Origin of the sequence: Curtobacterium sp. VKM Ac-2852 (assembly GCF_013205045.1) — a bacterium.
GTDB lineage: Bacteria > Actinomycetota > Actinomycetes > Actinomycetales > Microbacteriaceae > Curtobacterium > Curtobacterium flaccumfaciens.
The window spans coordinates 454,879-471,705 of sequence record NZ_JABMLI010000003.1 but is presented as its reverse complement, the minus strand read 5'-3'; the positions used below and the strand labels follow the sequence as shown (position 1 = coordinate 471,705).

The following is a 16,827-nucleotide window of genomic DNA, read 5'->3' as shown; positions in this document are numbered from 1 at the left end:
TCGAATGGACCTCTGGAAGGAACCTGCTCCATGCGTCACGCTCCTCGCCTCCGCCGGACCAACGCGCTGCTGATCACCAGTGGCGTCCTGACGGCGGCAGCGCTCGCTGTCGGGGCAGCCGGGCCCGTCTCCGCGGCCAACGCCGACGGTGCGGCGCCCGCCCAGTCCGTGGCCGCCGTGTCCTCGCCGTCCCGCGGTGACAGCTACGTGGCCCTCGGTGACTCGTACGCGGGCGGCTTCGGCGTCGCCCCCTACGGCTCGGGTCCGGCGGCCGGCTGCTTCCAGTCCACCACCGACTACCCGCACCAGGTCGCAGCATCGCTGGGGCTCCGGCTCGACGACCGTGCCTGCGCCGGTGCCACCACCGGCAACATCTCCCGGGTTCCGCAGGCGACCGGTGTCGGCACCGCCACCGCGCCCGTCCAGGCCGACGCGCTGTCCAAGGACACGGACGTCGTCACGGTGTCGATCGGCGGGAACGACCTGGGATTCACCGGAGTCATCTCGAACTGCGTCGCGCTGGACAAGGACGGCCCGGTGTTCTCGGAGATCCACGGCAAGACCTACGACCACTGCAAGGACTACTACGCACCGGTCGTGCACGGCGTCGAGCGGGACCGTCTCGCAGCGCGCATCCACAACACGGTCGCGCCACGGCTCGCGCAGACGTTCCGTGTGATCGCGCAGCGTGCGCCGCGGGCGAAGGTGTTCGTCGTCGGCTACCCGATGATCGCGCCGGGCTCGGCGCAGTCCCCGAAGGGGTGCTTCTCGAGCCTCCTCGGTGACTCCGGACTCGAGCCGCCGTTCCCGCAGAACGCGTTCCCCTTCACCGCGACCGACACCGCCTACTTCCACCGCACCCAGAACGCGCTCGACGCAGCGGTGAAGGCTGCGGCGCAGGCTCGTGGCTTCACCTACGTCTCGACGCTCCAGGGCTCTGCCGCGCACACGCCCTGTGCTGCGTCGGGTTCCGCCTGGATGGCAGGACTCACCCTGACCGATCGCGGCACCGCCGCGAACAGCACGCCGCTGGCCGGGACGAAGTACAGCATCCTCTTCGGCGCACTCCACCCGAACGCGGCCGGTGTCGCGTACCTGCGGGACCAGACCAAGGCCGCGATCGTCCGATCGCGCTGACGCACCAGCGCCTGCGGGTCGCGTCGTCGACGCGACCCCGAGACGGACGGGAGGCCCGGTGCCAGCTGGCGCCGGGCCTCCCGTCCGTCTCGTGTGGACCACCGGGCGTCAGGTCGCCAGCGCTCGACATGTTGTCGGACCGTGACCCGGCAGGGCGGCTCGTTGAGCCACCACTTCTCGACGGCGACGATGGATACGTCATCTTCGTCGGGTTCGCTCTCGTCCTGTCCGCAATGGCTCGATCGGGCCGAGGGGCGCTCGCCCGCTGCTGGAGTGAGGACGAGAGAAAGCGGCCGGGCCCGATGGCGTCCCGCATCCAACGCGCACCGCTCGGCGACCGCGGCGCGCTGTGGGCGAGGCGCAGCCTCCCATCGACAGCGCCGCCCTGCGCGGACGGCGGGTTCGCCCTGCGCCGGGAGCGGTGCGAGCCAGTCTGAGCCGCCGCCGTGGGACTTCTTGTGCGTTTCGGGGCGCCGAGACTTGTATCTCCCTAGGAAGCATGCAAACCTGATAGCGGTTTCACGTTCGCCGGGGTGGCAGATGAAGCCAGAAGTACAAAGGAGTACTCGTGCCTCAGTCACGTCCACGACACGTGGTCCGACGGGTTGCCACAGCAACAGCGCTCTCGACTGCGATCGCCATGGTGTTCGCTGCTGTGACGCCGCTGGCAGCATCCGCAGCCACGTCGACGATCGCCGTCGACTTCTCGAAGACAACCGGAACGTTCCGCGGCGGCGCCACCGGCACCCTGTACGGGCTCGGCGATGACGGTGTGCCCTCGCAAGCGGTGCTGAACGGCGCCCGCGTGACGAACACGTCCCAGAAGCCGCCCCAGGGCGCGCAACACCCGAACGGCGATGCGCTCGACGTCGAGCGGTCCTTCTTCGCTGGCGGAGGATCGGACCTCTACGTCTACAACCAGGACATGTACCCGGACTGGGCCTACAACGGCGGGAAACGACCGGGCGATGCCAACGGCGACGGAGTCTGGGACTACCTCCCGATCCTCCGACAGTCGGTGGAGCGCATCGCGACATCGTCCGCTCACCCCGAGAAGTACGTGTTCATCCCGTTCAACGAGCCCGACGGCGGCAACTGGTACCCGGATTGGGCCAACCAGAAGACCCAGTTCCTCGCAGATTGGTCCGCCGCGTACGACACGATCCAGCAGGTGTACGCAGCACACGGACTCGGGCACGCCCGCATCGGCGGCGCCGGCGACTCGGCGTGGCACGCCGACCGCACCAGGGACCTGCTCGCCGACGCAAAGGGCAAGAACCAGCTGCCGGACGTCTTCATCTGGCACGAGCTCGGCACCGGCAGCCTCGGCTCGTTCCGGTCGCACAAGCGCGAGTACGACGGGATCCTCTCCGATCTCGGGATCAGCCCGATCCCGGTGAACATCACCGAGTACGGCAACCTCCGCGACATGGGCACCCCAGGTCAGCTCGTGCAATGGGCATCGATGTTCGAGAGCGCCAAGGTCGATGCACAGACGGCCTACTGGAACTACGCCGGCAACCTCTCCGACAACAGTTCCCGCAACAACGGCGCGAACGGCGGCTGGTGGTTCTTCAAGTGGTACGGCGACCTCGCCGGTTCCCAGACCGCCACCCTCACGTCGCCGCGCGCTGACGTCCCGGACACGCTGCAGGGGCTGGCATCCATCGACGCGAGCGCGAAGCGCGCGACCGTCCTCGTCGGAGGCGGCTCGGACGACATCGCGTTGAACATGTCGGGTTTGTCGTCGACGGTGTTCGGATCGACCGTGGACGTCACTGTCCGCGCGGACCGGCTGAACGGCGCCGAGGGCGCGTCACTGCAGCCACCCGTGATCTCCTCCACCCGAGCGACCGTTTCGGGTGGCCGACTCTCGGTGACCATCCCGAACAGCGACCGCTACGCCGCGTACCAGGTGCAGGTCACCCCGCCGCGGGCAGACCGTCCGGCAGTCGACGGTGCGGTGGTGTCATCAGTCGAGGCAGAGTCGACCACGCTCGCGAACGCGCAGGTCTACACGCAGGACCCTGCTCGTGAGTGGGACTTCATGGCTTCGGGCGGCAAGGACGTCGGGTCCTTCGACAATTCCGGCTCGAGTGCAACCTGGACGGTGACTGCTCCGCGGAACGGCACGTACCGACTCACGGCACTCGGCGGCGCCAACGGCACCCCCGGGCAGCAGGCACTGTTCGTCGACGGGGACTTCGCCGGCTTGATCCGATGGTCGGCCGACCTCGGATGGGGCTACCGCGGCACGGCCGAGATCACCTTGCCGCTGACCAGCGGACAGCACACCCTCTCCGTCCGGGCGAGCCGCGATGGCAGAACCGTCCTTCCGGGATCGAACATCTCCCTGGACCGGTTCGAACTCCGAGACGCCACCGACGGGGACCAGCAGGTCACCCCCGCCGTTGACGCTCGCCTCGCCGACGGTGCAGCACTCACGTGGGCAAGCGGCACTGCTGGAGCGGCGAACCTGTCGGGGAAGGGGTCCGCGACCTTCTTCACGACCGCTGCGGAGACCGGCTACCACGACGTCAGCGTCCGCTGGACGAGCACGCAGGCGTCCTCGCTCGACCTCACCGTGAACAGCAGTCGCGTGCCGTCGCTCGCGGCGAGCGGGGCTGGGAACTGGACCTCCACGCAGCGGATCTGGCTCCCGCAGGGCGTCAACGAGGTTCGACTGTCCTCGAGCGTCGGCGCGAAGGTGCAGGACCTCCGCATCCTGCGCGGTGCGACGCAACGCGCCGCCGACGAGGCCAACGCATCACGGGTAGAAGCCGAGGACCTGACGCTCGCGGGGACGGCCCGCGCGCAGACCCTGCCGGCCGGATCCAACGGGTCGGCCGACCAGCAGGGAACCGTTCGAGACGTCGGCTTCATCGGCAACGGGTCGGGCAACACGATGACCTGGCAGCGCCCGCCCGGGTTCGGTGCGGGGGACTACGTCCTGACCGTGGCGGCTGCGAACGCCGACAAGACGTCGGCGATCAACTACAACCCGCAGTTCGTCAGCCGCTCCCTCGACGTCACCGAGAACGGCGGGCAGACCACGAAGGCGTCGTTCCGCAACACGTACTCCTGGTCGTCGTTCTGGGACCGCAGCGTCCCGGTCCGACTGAGCACGGCGACGGGATCCCTCACCTTCGGCAACGCGACCGCCTACGCACCCGATGTGGACGCGATCACGCTCGCCAAGCTCGTCGTCGGAACTCCGACGACGACGGCACGGTGAAAGCGCCGGGGGAGCGGGCAGCTCCCGCCAATCTCCGTGACACCCGCGACAGCGCACCGAGGATGCACGACAGGCCACGGACGCCTGTCATCTGAGAACTGAGCTCAGCCGCATCTGCTGTCGGGCCCACGTCTCGCGGTCCTTCGCGAGACCCTCTGAGCTGGCCCCACCGACGATCGACACCCCGGCCGTCGGTGGGGCCTTCACCATTGCCGATCGCGTCTGCTGAACGCGAGGAGAACTGCGCATGCGCCCCGGCCGCCGACTGCAGCGCGAGTCAGGTCGGTGCGAGCGAGCGCGAACGTGTCTCCCGCGGGGCGGGCTGCTTGTTCGCGTGCGCGGCGGTGGGCAGAAAAGATAGCGATTTCAAAAACCTGTTGTATCCCTTCTTGAAACCGCTATCATCATCGTACGGCCCAACGTTGGGCCGGTTGACGAGGAGGCAGCGTTGCCGCAGATCGACTGGACACCAGAAGGCGTCCACCTGGAGTTCCGACACGACGAGGACCGCCCGGTGCGACTCACCCGGTTCGTCGGGCAGGACGCGGACGCCTGCATCGGAGACGACGTCCCCCTTGTCGAGGTCCTCGCGGTCGGGCTGGGACACACGCTCGCCAACGACCGTCTCGTCCAGAGCTCCATCGGTGCCGCCCTGCGGTACCGGTCCCACAGGGAGCCGGCCGAGGACACCCTGACGCTGCGCCTCGCAACCGAGGGCATCACCCCCGAACTCGAGGTCCACATCGAACTCCGAGCCGTCGCCGGGGCGGTCCGCGCAGTCACGACCGTCCAGAACACCGGCGCCGAGCCGGTGTTGCTGACCTCCGTGACGAGTTGGGCGAGCGGCCTCGGACGCGACGCAAGCACCAGCAAGCAGCTGCAGGCGTCGGACTGGTCCCTCATCGAGGGCGTCAACGACTGGCTCGGCGAGGGCCGTTGGTCGACCCGGCCGCTGCGCGGTGCGCTCCTGCCGGAGCTCCGTGAAGAGCTCACCGGACACACCCCCCGGTCAGCAGTCACCCGCACCGCCGCCGGGACGTGGTCGACCGGCGGCCACCTGCCCGTCGCCGGCCTCTCGACCGCCGGGCTCACCTGGCTGTGGGAGATCGAGCACAACGGACCCTGGCGGTGGGAGATCGGCGAGCACGTGTCCGATTGCTACTTCGCGCTGTCCGGGCCGACGGACCGAGACCACCAATGGTCGGTGTCGCTGGAACCCGGTGACACGTTCACGACCGTCCCGGCAACCGTGGCACTGGGGCGCGACCTACCAACAGCGGTCGCTGCGATGACAGCAGCCAGGCGTCGGAACCGTCTCCCGCACGCTGAGAACACGGCGCCGACCATCGTCTTCAACGACTACATGAACACGCTCGACGGTGACCCCACCACGGCGAAGCTGCTCCCGCTGATCGATGCGGCAGCGCAGGTAGGGGTGGACACGTTCTGCATCGACGCCGGCTGGTACTCCGACTCGCCGGACTGGTGGGACACGGTCGGTGCGTGGGAACCATCGACCACCCGCTTCCCGAACGGGCTAGCCGAGGTCATCGACGCGATCCGGGACGCGGGGATGACCCCCGGATTGTGGCTCGAGCCGGAGGTCGTCGGTGTCGGCAGCCCGATCGCCGAAAGCCTGCCGCCGGACGCGTTCCTGCAGCGTCGTGGACACCGCGTCGAGGAACACGACCGGTACCACCTCGACCTTCGTCACCCCGCCGCACGCGCGCACTTGGACGCCGTCGTCGATCGCCTGGTCGACGAGTTCGGCATCGGCTACTTCAAGCTCGACTACAACATCGATGGCGGACCAGGCACCGACCGGGACACCGACAGCGTCGGCGCAGGGCTCCTCGACCACAACCGGGCCCATCTCTTCTGGCTCGAAGGTGTCCTCGCGCGGCACCCCGACCTCGTGCTCGAGAACTGTGCGTCCGGGGCAATGCGGATGGACGCAGCCATGCTCGCCCACACGCAGCTGCAGTCGACCTCCGACCAGCAAGACCCACTGCTGTACCCGCCGATCGCCGCGTCAGCCGGACTCGCGATGCTGCCCGAGCAAGCAGCGAACTGGGCCTACCCGCAACCGGACCTCTCGCCCGAGGAGAACACCTTCACCCTCGTCACCGGCCTCGCCGGCCGGTTCTACCTCTCCGGCTACCTCAACAAGATGACCGACGACCAGCTCGCGCGCGTCCGCGATGCCGTCGCGACGGCCCGCTCACTGCACCAGGACATCGCCGACACCGTCCCGTCGTGGCCCCTCGGGCTCCCCGGCTGGACCGATCGGTGGATCGCCTCCGCCCGGCACGGTGCCGACCGGACCATCGTCTCCGTCTGGGACCGCGAAGGCGGAGCCGACGGAGCGGAGCTGCGCTTCCCCGACCTGGCGGGTCACGACCTGCACGTCACCACGATCTTCCCGCACGACCTGCCCGACTGGCAGGCCGAATGGGACGCCGACACCGGCACCTTGTCGGTCCGCAACACCGTCACCACCCCGACGGCACGGACCTTCTCCCTCACGTCGACGGCGCCGTCTGCGTGACCTGCGAACACCGCACCACCCCACATCCCGAACACTTGACCGCAAGGACGAACATGAAGCACGCATGGAAGGGCGCCCTCGCTGTCGCCGCCGTGACCACAGCACTCCTCACCGGCTGCAGCGACCCCGGATCCAGCACCACGACCGGATCCGAATCAATCACCTGGCCGTCGCAGACCGCAGACCTCAAGGGCACCACCCTGACCATCTGGGCGGCCCAGAACTCGAACAAGACCGCCGATTCTGTGATCAACGGATTCGAGAAGGCCACCGGCGCAAACGTGAAAGTCGTCACGATCCCCGACCCCTACGAGCAGGGCGTGCAGACCAAGGTCGCCACCGGCGACAAGCCCGACCTGGCGTTCTGGCAGCCCACCGCATCGCAGCTCACCTCGTTGAACGCGAAGCAGAACCTGCAGCCGCTGACCGACGCTCCCTGGACGTCGAAGTACACCGGCAACCTCGCCGACATCACCGGCAAGCTCGACGGCACCCGCTATGCGGCACTCGTCAGCACCCCCGCAGTCGAGGGCGTCTACTACAACAGGGAAGTGCTCGCGGAGGCCGGAATCACCTCGACCCCGAAGAACTGGGACGAGTTCCTCGCCGACGCGAAGACCCTCAAGAGCAAGGGTGTGACGCCGTTCTACGAGATGGGCGGCGAGAAGTGGGCCACCCAGTGGTGGGTGCAGGTCCAGCTTGCCGACGCAGCCAAGGACGGCCTGTGGAAGCAGATCAACACCGGCAAGGAGAAGTTCACCGGCTCCACCGTCCAGAAAGCCGTCGACAACTACGACGACCTCATCAAGCAGGGCATGTTCAACAGCGACATCAAGACCGCTACCTTCGCCGACCAGGGCAAGGCGCTCCTCGCTGGAGACGCCAGCATGGTGATCCAGGTGAACTCGTTCTTCAACCAGCTCCAAACCCTCGCCCCGACGAAGGAGCTCAACGAGAAGATCGGCTTCTTCCCGATCTCACCGTCCGGGAACACCGGCACCTTCATCCCGGACCAGAGCAACGCGCTCGTCGCCTTCAAGTCCGGCAACGACAAGCAGGAAGCCGCCGCGCGCCAGTTCCTGTCGTACTGGATGGGTGAGGGCTACCCCAGCTTCGTGAAGGACCAGTCGACCGTCTCGATCGAGAAGGGCGTCGACACTCCCTCGAACGTCCCGACCGCGCTGCAGGACGCCGCCGCCGCCGTGCCGTCGTCCGTGGGCTCGATGCAGGCCGAGGCCATCGCCAACCCCGACCTGTACCTCAACCTCGCCGACATGATCCAGGGCACCAAGACCCCGGACCAGGTCACCGAAGCGACGCAGCAGCAGTTCGCGGAGCTCGCCAAGGCGCAGGGCGCCGCCGGGTTCTGACCCCGGCCGACAACCGACGGGAGGCCCCTGGCAGGCCCGCCACGGGCCTCCCGTCACCGCCACCAACGACATGAGCGAACGCACCAAGCAGAGGAAGCCCATGACCGCCCAGCTCACCCCTCGACGCACCCGGCCTTCGCATCCGGATCCGGCCATCACCGGCAGCGTCCCCACTCCCGGACATGCCCGCAGGCAGGACCATCCCCTCTGGTTCCTGATCCCAGCTCTCGCGGTCCTCGTCGTGTTCTTCTTCATCCCGACCCTGTTCAACTTCGTCTACGCGTTCACGAATTGGTCGAGTTTCCACAGCGACATCCAGTTCGTCGGTGGGGACAACTTCACAGCACTGCTCCAGAACGGCACCCTGCTCGCTGATCTCCGCACGACCCTCATCTACGCGGTGCTCGTCGCGATCCTCCAGAACCTCTTCGGTCTGGTACTCGCGCTCGTCCTCGAGGCCGACACCCGTATCAACCGGATTGCCCGCACGGCGTTCTTCGTGCCGGTCGTGATGTCCGCCCTGGCGGTCGGCTACATCTTCCAAGCACTGCTCAAGCCCGAGGGCGGACTGAACGCCATCCTCGGCTTCTTCCTCGGCCACGAAGTCACGATCGCGTGGCTCGGCAGCACCACCTGGACCCTCCTCGTCGTGGCGATCATCCACGCATGGAAGTGGATGGGCCTGTCGATGCTCATCTACCTCGCCGGACTGAAGACCATTCCCGGTGACGTCCTCGAAGCCGCACGCATCGACGGCAGCGGCTGGTGGAGCACCTTCCGGTCCATCCGGTTCCCGCTGCTCGCACCCGCCGTGACCTTCAACGTCGCGACCGCCCTGCTCGGCTCCATGAACGGGTTCGACATCGTCCAGGCCACCACCGCCGGCGGCCCCGGCGGATCGACCGAGCTGCTCAACATCTTCATCTTCCGCACCTTCGGCCAAGGGCTCTTCGCACAGGCGACCACCATGAGCCTGTCCCTGTTCGTCATGGTCACCCTCCTCGCCTTCCCCGTCATCTACTTCCTGCGCAAGCGAGAGGACGTGCTCTCATGACCGTCACCGACCTGCCCCTGCCCGCCGACCAGCGACGCCCCTCGGCCCCCGAGACCCAGCTCCGACGTCGCCGTCCAGTCAGCCACTGGCTGCAGCCGACCATCGTCGTCTTGCTCGTGGTCGCGTTGCTCGGCGTCCCGTTCTGGATGGTCGTCGTCACCGCCGGCAAGGACCAGGCCGAAGCGCTCAACCCGAACCTGTCACTGCCCTCGCACTGGCAACTGCTGGAGAACTTCGGCACCGTCCTCACACAAGGCCGCATGGTCCCCGCATTCCTCGGCAGCATGCTCGTCATGGTTCCGTCCGTCCTCGGCGTCCTCATCCTCGGATCGATGGCGTCCTGGGTGCTCGCCCGCCGAAAGAGCCGACTCATCTCTGTCGTCTACGCACTCGGCATCAGCGGCATCGTTCTCCCACCGGCAGTCGTGACGATCGTCCTGCTGCTCCGCCAGCTCGGCCTCGCCGGTACCGCCGTCGGCATGATCGGCGTCTACATGGGCATGTACCTCTCGACGGTGATCTTCTTCGTCACCGGATTCGTCCGAACGATCCCTGTCGAGCTCGAGGAAGCAGCACGCGTCGACGGCGCCGGCCCCGTCCGCGTGTTCGCCCGCATCATCCTGCCGCTGCTCGGTCCGACGCTCGCCACCGCAACGATCCTCATCTGCCTCTACATCTGGAACGACGTCTTCTACGCACTCTTCGTCGTCGGCGGCCGGCTCGACACCCTGCCGCTGAATCTGTACCAGGTCGCCTCCAGCGGGCTCTACCTGCAGAACTGGCACCTGATCTTCGCCTACGTCATCCTGATGAGCCTGCCCCTCCTGCTCACCTTCGTCGTCATGCAGCGCAAGATCATCGCCGGCATCACCAGCGGAGCGGTGAAATGAGCATCACCGCGGGCAGGTCGTATCGTGAAGCCACGATGACAACGAAACACCGCGACAAGCCAGCGACAATCAGCGATGTCGCCGAACTTGCCGGCGTCTCCGTCCCGACCGTGTCACGCGTGCTCACAGGAGCAGCGAAGGTCAGCGACGGACGCCGACGCCGCGTCCTCGACGCGATCGCCGAACTCGGATACCGGCCCAGCGCCGCAGCGCAGACACTCGCATCACGGCGGTCCAATGTCATCGGCATCGTCGCTGGCAACACGTCCCGTTACGGGTACGCCGAAGCAATCCGAGGTGTGGAGGAAGCGGCCCGCACCGCGGGGCTGCTCAGCTTCATCGTCGTCGTCGAGACCGCCGACGAAGCCGACGTGTCCGCAGCGACGGATGCCGTCCTCCGCCAATCACCCGCAGGAGTCGTCGTCCTGAAGTTCGATCCGCCCGGTGTCGCAGCTCTCGCTGCGCTCCAGCCGCACATCCCGGTGGTCGCCTTGTCCGGCGTCCCCGAGAATGGCGTCCCACAGGCCGTCCTCGACGAATCGCATGCGGCCGCGGCACTCACCCGACACCTGCTCGGACTCGGCCATCGGACCGTGCACCACGTGCGCGTCCCGCCGTCCGGCAAGGAAGACGGCCGCACCTCGGGATGGCGCCATGCCCTCGCGGAAGCCGGGATCGTCACCCCCGCCATCCGCGATGTCTCATGGGACCCGCGCTCGGCGTACGCCGTCGGCATCGAGATCGCCGCCGAACCGGACGTCACCGCGGTCCTCTGCGGGAACGACGAAACAGCGATGGGCCTGATCCGCGGGCTCCACGACGCCGGCAAGCGCGTTCCGCGGGACGTCAGCGTCGCGGGGTTCGACGATCACCCGCTGGCCGCCATGTTCCTGCCCTCGCTCACCACCGCGCGGCAGGACTTCGCCGAGCTCGGTCGGCACGGCATGGCGCAGCTCGACGCACTCCTCGCCGGAGCCGCCCCGCTCGCCCTCGACACCGTCGACCCGCCGGTCCTCATCCGCGAGAGCACGGCTGCTCCTCGCGATGCCGGGAGCGATGGCTGAACCGTGACGGGGGCGAACCCGACCATCAACGACGTCGCGGCCATCGCAGGCTGCTCCCGACGGTGAGGTCGGCGCTTCCGGCGAGTCCGAGCGTGACGGTACCGGTGCTCGTCGCATCGGCGTGGGGGGAGCCGGTAGCCGGTCTCGCGGCCAAGCCTCGATTCCACCCCCGCATCTTCGACGGATGCGGACGCTGCAGGGCTCTGCTGCGCACACGCCCTGTGCTGCGTCGGGTTCCGCATGGATGGCGGGACTCACCCTGACCGATCGCGGCACCGCTGCGGACAGCACCCCGCTGGCCGGGACCAAGTACTCCATCCTGTTCGGCGCACTCCACCCGAACGCTGCCGGCATCGCGTACCTGGGTGACCAGACCAAGGCCGCGATCGTCGGATCGCGCTGACGCACCAGCGCCTGCGGGTCGCGTCGTCGACGCGACCACGAGACGGACGGGAGGCCCGTTGCCAGCTGGCAACGGGCCTCCCGTCCGTCTCGTGTGGACCACCGGGCGTCAGGTCGCCAGCGCTCGACATGTTGTCGGACCGTGACCCGGCAGGGCGTCTCGTTGAGCCATGCTCGTCCTGTGCAGAAGCCACTCGTCCTCGCCGCCGCCGGACTCGCGCTCGTCGCGCTGCCGCTCCTGTCGGCGTGCAGCGAGCAGCCAGCTGACCCCATCGCGTCCGCCCGCACACTCGCCGATGCGCCCGAGTGGGTCAGCAACCCGAGCGGTACCGACTGCGGTGACGTGGAGCTCGAGGCCGACGGTGCGCTCCCCGCCGAGAGCCTGCGGTGCCTGCGGGACGCGAGCGAAGCGGGTGAGGTGGCCTCGCTCCAGTGGGTCCGGTGGACGACCGAGGGTGATCCGACCCCGTCCTTCGTCCGGACGGATGGTGCAGGGGCCACGGTGGCGTCGACTGCGGCGTACGACACCTACGGCCAGGGTGGGTGGAGCGAGTACCGGTGCACGGACATCGCGGCGTTGCCGAGATGCTCGGACGTGGGGGAGTAGGGGCGGTTCGGGTTGCGGATGGTCGTCGGAGACTGCTCCTCCTGAGTGAAGGCGTTCACCGTGGGATGCTGATGCGGTGCTCCTGCTGACCGAAGCCCTGCGAGGTGACTGGCTCGTGCAGCGAGCCGGTCGGTGGGCGACTGTCGGCGGTGTCGCTGGCACGGGCTTCGAGGCGTACGCGCGGCTGCTGCACCCGGTGGATGCGCACCGTACTGACCCGAACACGGTCGACGAGTGGGGCAACCCCGTCGATGTCGAGCACACGCGTTGGCGGTGGGCTGAGGTTGCGTGCCGCAACGGCCGGGTGATGCATCCCCTGGTGCAGTGGTTCCGCATCAGCGATGACGAGCACACGAGGGACTGGTCGGATGGTTGGAGTGTCGGTCAGTCCGACGATGGATGGTTCAACCCGGAGGACCTCGCGGTACTGACCACGCACCTGCGGGCCGCGACGCGGAACCCGGACGACCTGGTCATCGGTGCGTGGGAAGGCACCGGCAACCCACCATGGGCCGAGGGAGGCCGGAACGAGCGCGCGCGGGCTCGCATGCAGATGCTATGGCCCGGTCGGGACATGTGGTTGTTCAGCTCGAGCCTGAGCGAGCTTGCTGACCCATCGTGGGCGCAGCGCTCCGTCCCCGGATGGGGATGCAGTCGCCCCCAGCAGGAAGGGCCGTACACGTCGCTGATCTGGCCCGAGGATCACACCTGGGTCGTCGCTTCCGAGGAAGACTGGGACTCGACGATCGTCGCCGGCTCACGCGCACTCGTCGACAGCATCCTCGCGGACGATCACTTCGAGGCCTTCGAGGTGCACGAAGATGACGACCTGAGCTGGGACGGCGATCTCCTCAACCCCCGTCAACAGCCGACGTCAGAGCTCTGAGACGACCAGACCCCGGTGGTGACGAGTCACCACACAACACGGTGCTCGGTGTCTTCGCGACTGAGTCCGAAGCGTCGAAGTTCAGCGACGAGGTAGAAGCACGATTCCCGCTGGGAGTCATCTACTCGCGCTTCGGGCAGCGCCGGCGCGAACTCCGAATCGGCCTTGCTGGTTACCGCAAGATCGGTGAGGAACCGTCGTGTGGGCCGACGGTCCGGCAGTACGGTCCGGGAACAGCCTGACCCGAGGCTGCGAGAAGCCGACCCGAAGGCGACCCGATGGACAACTGCGACGAGCGACGGCCTGGCGCCCTTGCGTTCAAGAAGCATCTCGGCGAGCAGTTCGGCGGTGATCTCCGGCGGACAAGAGCAGCTCCGGTCGCGCCACGACTCCACGGCGCGGTGAAGGCGACTGCCCTGCGAGCGCACACCGCCGGCGGCTCGAACGGCGGAATCCGTCAGGTCGTTGCTGAGCCAGTCCCGTTGCGGTTCGAGATGGCGAGCACGGGGCTGTCCCTTGCCGGCCTGGGTGTCGCGATCGGATGCGGAGTCGCGCGCACGATCGGCCAGCAGATCCTGCCAATCGCGAGGATCGTGGATCCCGAGGCGGGCGACGCGGAGCTCGACGAACGCGGCGTGTTCGAGGCACAGCTCGCCGAGGTGCTCACGGAGTCTTGGCCTCTCACCGTGGAACTCGCTGCAGAGGAGCTGGCGGCGGACACCATCATCATGCCCGTCGTCGGTGATCGCGTGCACTACAGCAGGGGTTCCGGGCACCTCATCGGGCTGCAGGGAGTCGTCGTTGAGTCCGAAGACGGGCAAGCCCTGCCGCGCGGGCTGCGGTCCGTGCAGCTCGACGGTGAGGCGTGGCCGATCGTCGTCACGGTGGTGTCCCTGGACCGGATCTAGCTGTTGCTGCGAACAGGAGCCGGTCCCGGCACGAGCGCCGCGACGCGCTCGTGCCGGGACTGCCGTCAAACCGCCGGGCTGAGGAGACGCCCGGTGAACTCGCGCAGAGCCTGCACGGCCCGCCGCGACAGCGTCGCGTCGGGCATCATGCTCGTCGATCCGTGGAACGCTCCCGGCCACACGTGCAGTTCCGCCTGGACTCCGGCCGCCCACAGCGAGCTGGCGTAGGCGACGGTCTCGTCGCGGAACACCTCGGTGCTGCCGCAGTCGATGTACGCGGGCGGGAGCCCGGTGAGGTCGGTCGCGCGGCCGGGCGCAGCGTAGACGGACACGTCCTCGCCACCCCGCCGGTCACCGAGGTAGGCGTCCCAGCCGAACCGTGTCATCTCCCGGTCGGCGACCCCGACACCGTCGAACTGCCGAGCCGACAGCGTCGCGTCGCGGTCGTCGAGCATGGGACTCACGAGCACCTGGCCGATGACGGAGGGCCCCTGTCGGTCGCGGGCCAGGAGGGCCGTGCCTGCGGCGAGACCGGCACCGGCGCTCTGCCCGACGACGACGATGCGCTCCGGGTCGATGCCGAGTTCGTCGGCGTGCTCGGCTGCCCAGACGAGACCGGCGTAGCAGTCCTCGACCGGGTAGGGGTCCGGGTGTTCCGGCGCCAGGCGGTAGTCCGGGCTGACCAGGACGACGTCGTGCACCAGCAGCCACTCGTCGTAGGAGTCGAGGTTGCCGAGGTGGTGGCCGAACATCATGCCGCCGCCGTGGATCGCGTAGGCCAGGGCAGCCGTGCCGGTGCGGCCGGAGCGTTGGATCACGGCGAGGTCGATCGGGTCGCCGCGGTGCCCCGGGACCGTGATGTTGCTCCGCTCGAGGCCGCGAGCACGCAGTCCGTCGTCGAGCTGCGCCTCGGTCATGTCCAGTTGTCGCATCTGCGGCAGCATCTGGGTCGTGAGGTGGAGGCGGCCTCGCGCGTCCATGGCGGTGAGGAAGGGCACGAACTCGGGATCGAACGGCGGGCGGGGAAGAGCGATGGTGTCAGGCACGGGAGGTCTCCTCGGTGATGGTGGTCGGGGCGGTGTGTGCAGGGGCGGTGTCGGCAGGTTCGGACGGGGCCTCGTCCTCTGGTTCGACGGCGGGCCGGGCTCGGAGCATGCCGACCACGACGAGCAGGGCTGCGACCGCGGCGAGGCCGAGGCCGGCGACGGCGAGGGCGTCCTGGAAGCCCTCGAGCCGGGCGGCGGTCCAGGTGGTCGTGGTGATGCTCCCGGCGACGAAGGCGGCGACGATGGTCCCCGCCGCGGCGACGGCGGCACCGCCCGCGAGCTCGCTCGAGGTGTCGACAAGCGCCGCTCCGACGGAGGTGCGGTCCGCGGGCAGTCCCGTGAGGACCGACGCGCCGGCGACGACGCCGACGACCCGCATGCCGGCGGCGACGAGCACGAGCGCGACGAGCACCCACGGGTACCCGTGCCGGCTCAGGGCGCCGAAGACCGCGAGACCTGCGACGACCGAGGCGGCGCTCATCCAGGCGGCGCGGCCCAGGCCGACCCGCTGCACGAACGGCCCGACGAAGCGGCCGCCGACGAGCAGCACGACCACCTGCGGCAGCGTCCCGACCGCGGCCAGGGCCGGCGGCCAGCCCCAGGCGAACTGCAGCTGCAGGGTCACGAGGTACGACAGTCCGGCGACGGCCAGACCCGACGCGGCCTTGAACGCGAGGCCGCTCGAGACGAGTGGTCGGGCGAGCAGGTGCAGGTCGATCAGCGGGTGCCGCGCGGTCCGCTCACGGGCGACGAACCCCACCGCGCAGGTGACGGCGAGGGCGAGGGCGGCCCACCCCCACCAGCCAGTGGCTCCGGACTCGACCAGGATCGTCGGCGCCACGAGCGCTCCGGCCGTGGTCACGGTGCCGAGCAGCGCTCCGACCACGTCGACCGGATCGCGACGGAGGTCCGCCGCCTCGTCGCGGGCGACACCCAACCGGATGCCGACGAGTGCAAGGACCGCGATGGGCACGTCGGCCAGCAGCAGCACCTGCCACGGCGCGACGGCGAGCACGAACCCGCCGACGGTCGGACCGATGGCCAGCCCCACGAGCCCGGCCGTCGAGATGACGGTGAGCGCCCGCACCCGGAGACCTTCGTCGTCGAAGAGGCGGAACGCCAGCGCCATCGACCCGGGCGTCGTCATCGCCGCGGCGACGCCCATCGCGACGCGCACGGCGATCAGTTGCTCGGTCGACGTGACCACCGCCGTGGCGAGGCTCGCCAGGGCCAGCAGGACGAGCCCGGCGAGCATGACCCGACGGCGTCCGATGCGGTCGGCGACGGCGCCGAAGAGCAGCATCAGCCCTCCGAAGGCGACCGAGTAGGCACCCGAGACCCACTGCAGGCCCGTCGTCGACGAGCCCAGGTCGCGGCCGATCGTCGGCAGGGCGACGTTGAGCACGGAGTTGTCGAGCATCTCGAACAGGAACACCGCGGACAGCCCGGCGAGGGCGATCCAGGCGTCGCGCAGACGAGGAGAAGAACCACCGCCGAGCACGTGCCCGGTGGTGAGAGCGGGACTGGGGGACACGATGGCGCACTCCTTCGAGGGAAGAAGTGGCGACTCGTTCGATGCCGCGTGCTGGTGCGTCGCAGATCGCGGCGCCTTTTACCTCAGTGATCGAGACCATACACGGACTGCCCGCTCGAGGAAAGTCCGCGGTCGGGGCCCCTCTC

The 16,827-nt window shown here is 68.7% G+C and carries 13 protein-coding genes; 11 read left to right on the top strand and 2 right to left on the bottom strand.

Features of this window, described 5'->3' with window-relative positions:
* Positions 1 to 30: 30 nt before the first annotated feature.
* The 11 genes from HQQ79_RS13395 (at position 31) to HQQ79_RS13345 (ending at position 14,101) form a co-directional block, all read left to right on the top strand.
* Complete coding sequence (locus HQQ79_RS13395) at positions 31 to 1,137, top strand: SGNH/GDSL hydrolase family protein (protein ID WP_173034875.1); 1,107 nt, start codon at positions 31 to 33, stop codon at positions 1,135 to 1,137.
* Positions 1,138 to 1,777: 640 nt separating this feature from the next.
* The gene (locus HQQ79_RS13390; RefSeq protein ID WP_216852512.1) at positions 1,778 to 4,372 is read left to right on the top strand and encodes a hypothetical protein; all 2,595 of its coding nucleotides are present in this window, start codon (positions 1,778 to 1,780) and stop codon (positions 4,370 to 4,372) included.
* Between the two features lie 448 nt (positions 4,373 to 4,820).
* Entirely contained in the window at positions 4,821 to 6,920 is a 2,100-nt protein-coding gene (locus HQQ79_RS13385) for a glycoside hydrolase family 36 protein (RefSeq protein ID WP_216852511.1), read from the top strand.
* Between the two features lie 53 nt (positions 6,921 to 6,973).
* The gene (locus HQQ79_RS13380) at positions 6,974 to 8,290 is read left to right on the top strand and encodes an ABC transporter substrate-binding protein (RefSeq protein ID WP_173034873.1); all 1,317 of its coding nucleotides are present in this window, start codon (positions 6,974 to 6,976) and stop codon (positions 8,288 to 8,290) included.
* A gap of 100 nt (positions 8,291 to 8,390) precedes the next feature.
* Complete coding sequence (locus HQQ79_RS13375) at positions 8,391 to 9,344, top strand: carbohydrate ABC transporter permease (RefSeq protein WP_173034871.1); 954 nt, start codon at positions 8,391 to 8,393, stop codon at positions 9,342 to 9,344.
* Positions 9,341 to 10,234 carry a carbohydrate ABC transporter permease gene (locus HQQ79_RS13370; RefSeq protein WP_111022095.1) on the top strand — a complete coding sequence of 298 codons (894 nt, stop codon included), beginning with the start codon at positions 9,341 to 9,343 and terminating at the stop codon, positions 10,232 to 10,234. Before HQQ79_RS13375 ends, HQQ79_RS13370 begins: the two co-directional genes overlap by 4 nt.
* Entirely contained in the window at positions 10,231 to 11,298 is a 1,068-nt protein-coding gene (locus HQQ79_RS13365) for a LacI family DNA-binding transcriptional regulator (RefSeq protein WP_349814984.1), read from the top strand. Before HQQ79_RS13370 ends, HQQ79_RS13365 begins: the two co-directional genes overlap by 4 nt.
* 244 nt (positions 11,299 to 11,542) lie before the next feature.
* A complete protein-coding gene (locus tag HQQ79_RS13360; protein ID WP_173034869.1) occupies positions 11,543 to 11,701 on the top strand; it encodes a hypothetical protein in 159 nt (52 codons plus the stop codon).
* Positions 11,702 to 11,881: 180 nt separating this feature from the next.
* Positions 11,882 to 12,307: a hypothetical protein gene (locus tag HQQ79_RS13355; protein WP_173034867.1), complete on the top strand. Its 426-nt coding sequence runs from the start codon at positions 11,882 to 11,884 to the stop codon at positions 12,305 to 12,307.
* A 76-nt stretch (positions 12,308 to 12,383) separates the two neighbouring features.
* Positions 12,384 to 13,193 (top strand): hypothetical protein, encoded by an 810-nt coding sequence (locus tag HQQ79_RS13350; RefSeq protein WP_173034865.1) that lies wholly within the window; start codon positions 12,384 to 12,386, stop codon positions 13,191 to 13,193.
* 278 nt (positions 13,194 to 13,471) lie between these two features.
* Positions 13,472 to 14,101 carry a hypothetical protein gene (locus tag HQQ79_RS13345; protein ID WP_173034863.1) on the top strand — a complete coding sequence of 210 codons (630 nt, stop codon included), beginning with the start codon at positions 13,472 to 13,474 and terminating at the stop codon, positions 14,099 to 14,101.
* Positions 14,102 to 14,166: 65 nt separating this feature from the next.
* Here the strand turns inward: HQQ79_RS13345 and HQQ79_RS13340 are convergent, their stop codons facing one another.
* Together HQQ79_RS13340 and HQQ79_RS13335 are read right to left on the bottom strand one after the other, a co-directional pair.
* Complete coding sequence (locus tag HQQ79_RS13340) at positions 14,167 to 15,147, bottom strand: alpha/beta hydrolase (RefSeq protein WP_173034861.1); 981 nt, start codon at positions 15,145 to 15,147, stop codon at positions 14,167 to 14,169.
* Positions 15,140 to 16,681: an MFS transporter gene (locus HQQ79_RS13335; RefSeq protein WP_367948099.1), complete on the bottom strand. Its 1,542-nt coding sequence runs from the start codon at positions 16,679 to 16,681 to the stop codon at positions 15,140 to 15,142. The genes HQQ79_RS13340 and HQQ79_RS13335 overlap by 8 nt, the downstream gene beginning before the upstream one ends.
* Positions 16,682 to 16,827: the final 146 nt, after the last annotated feature.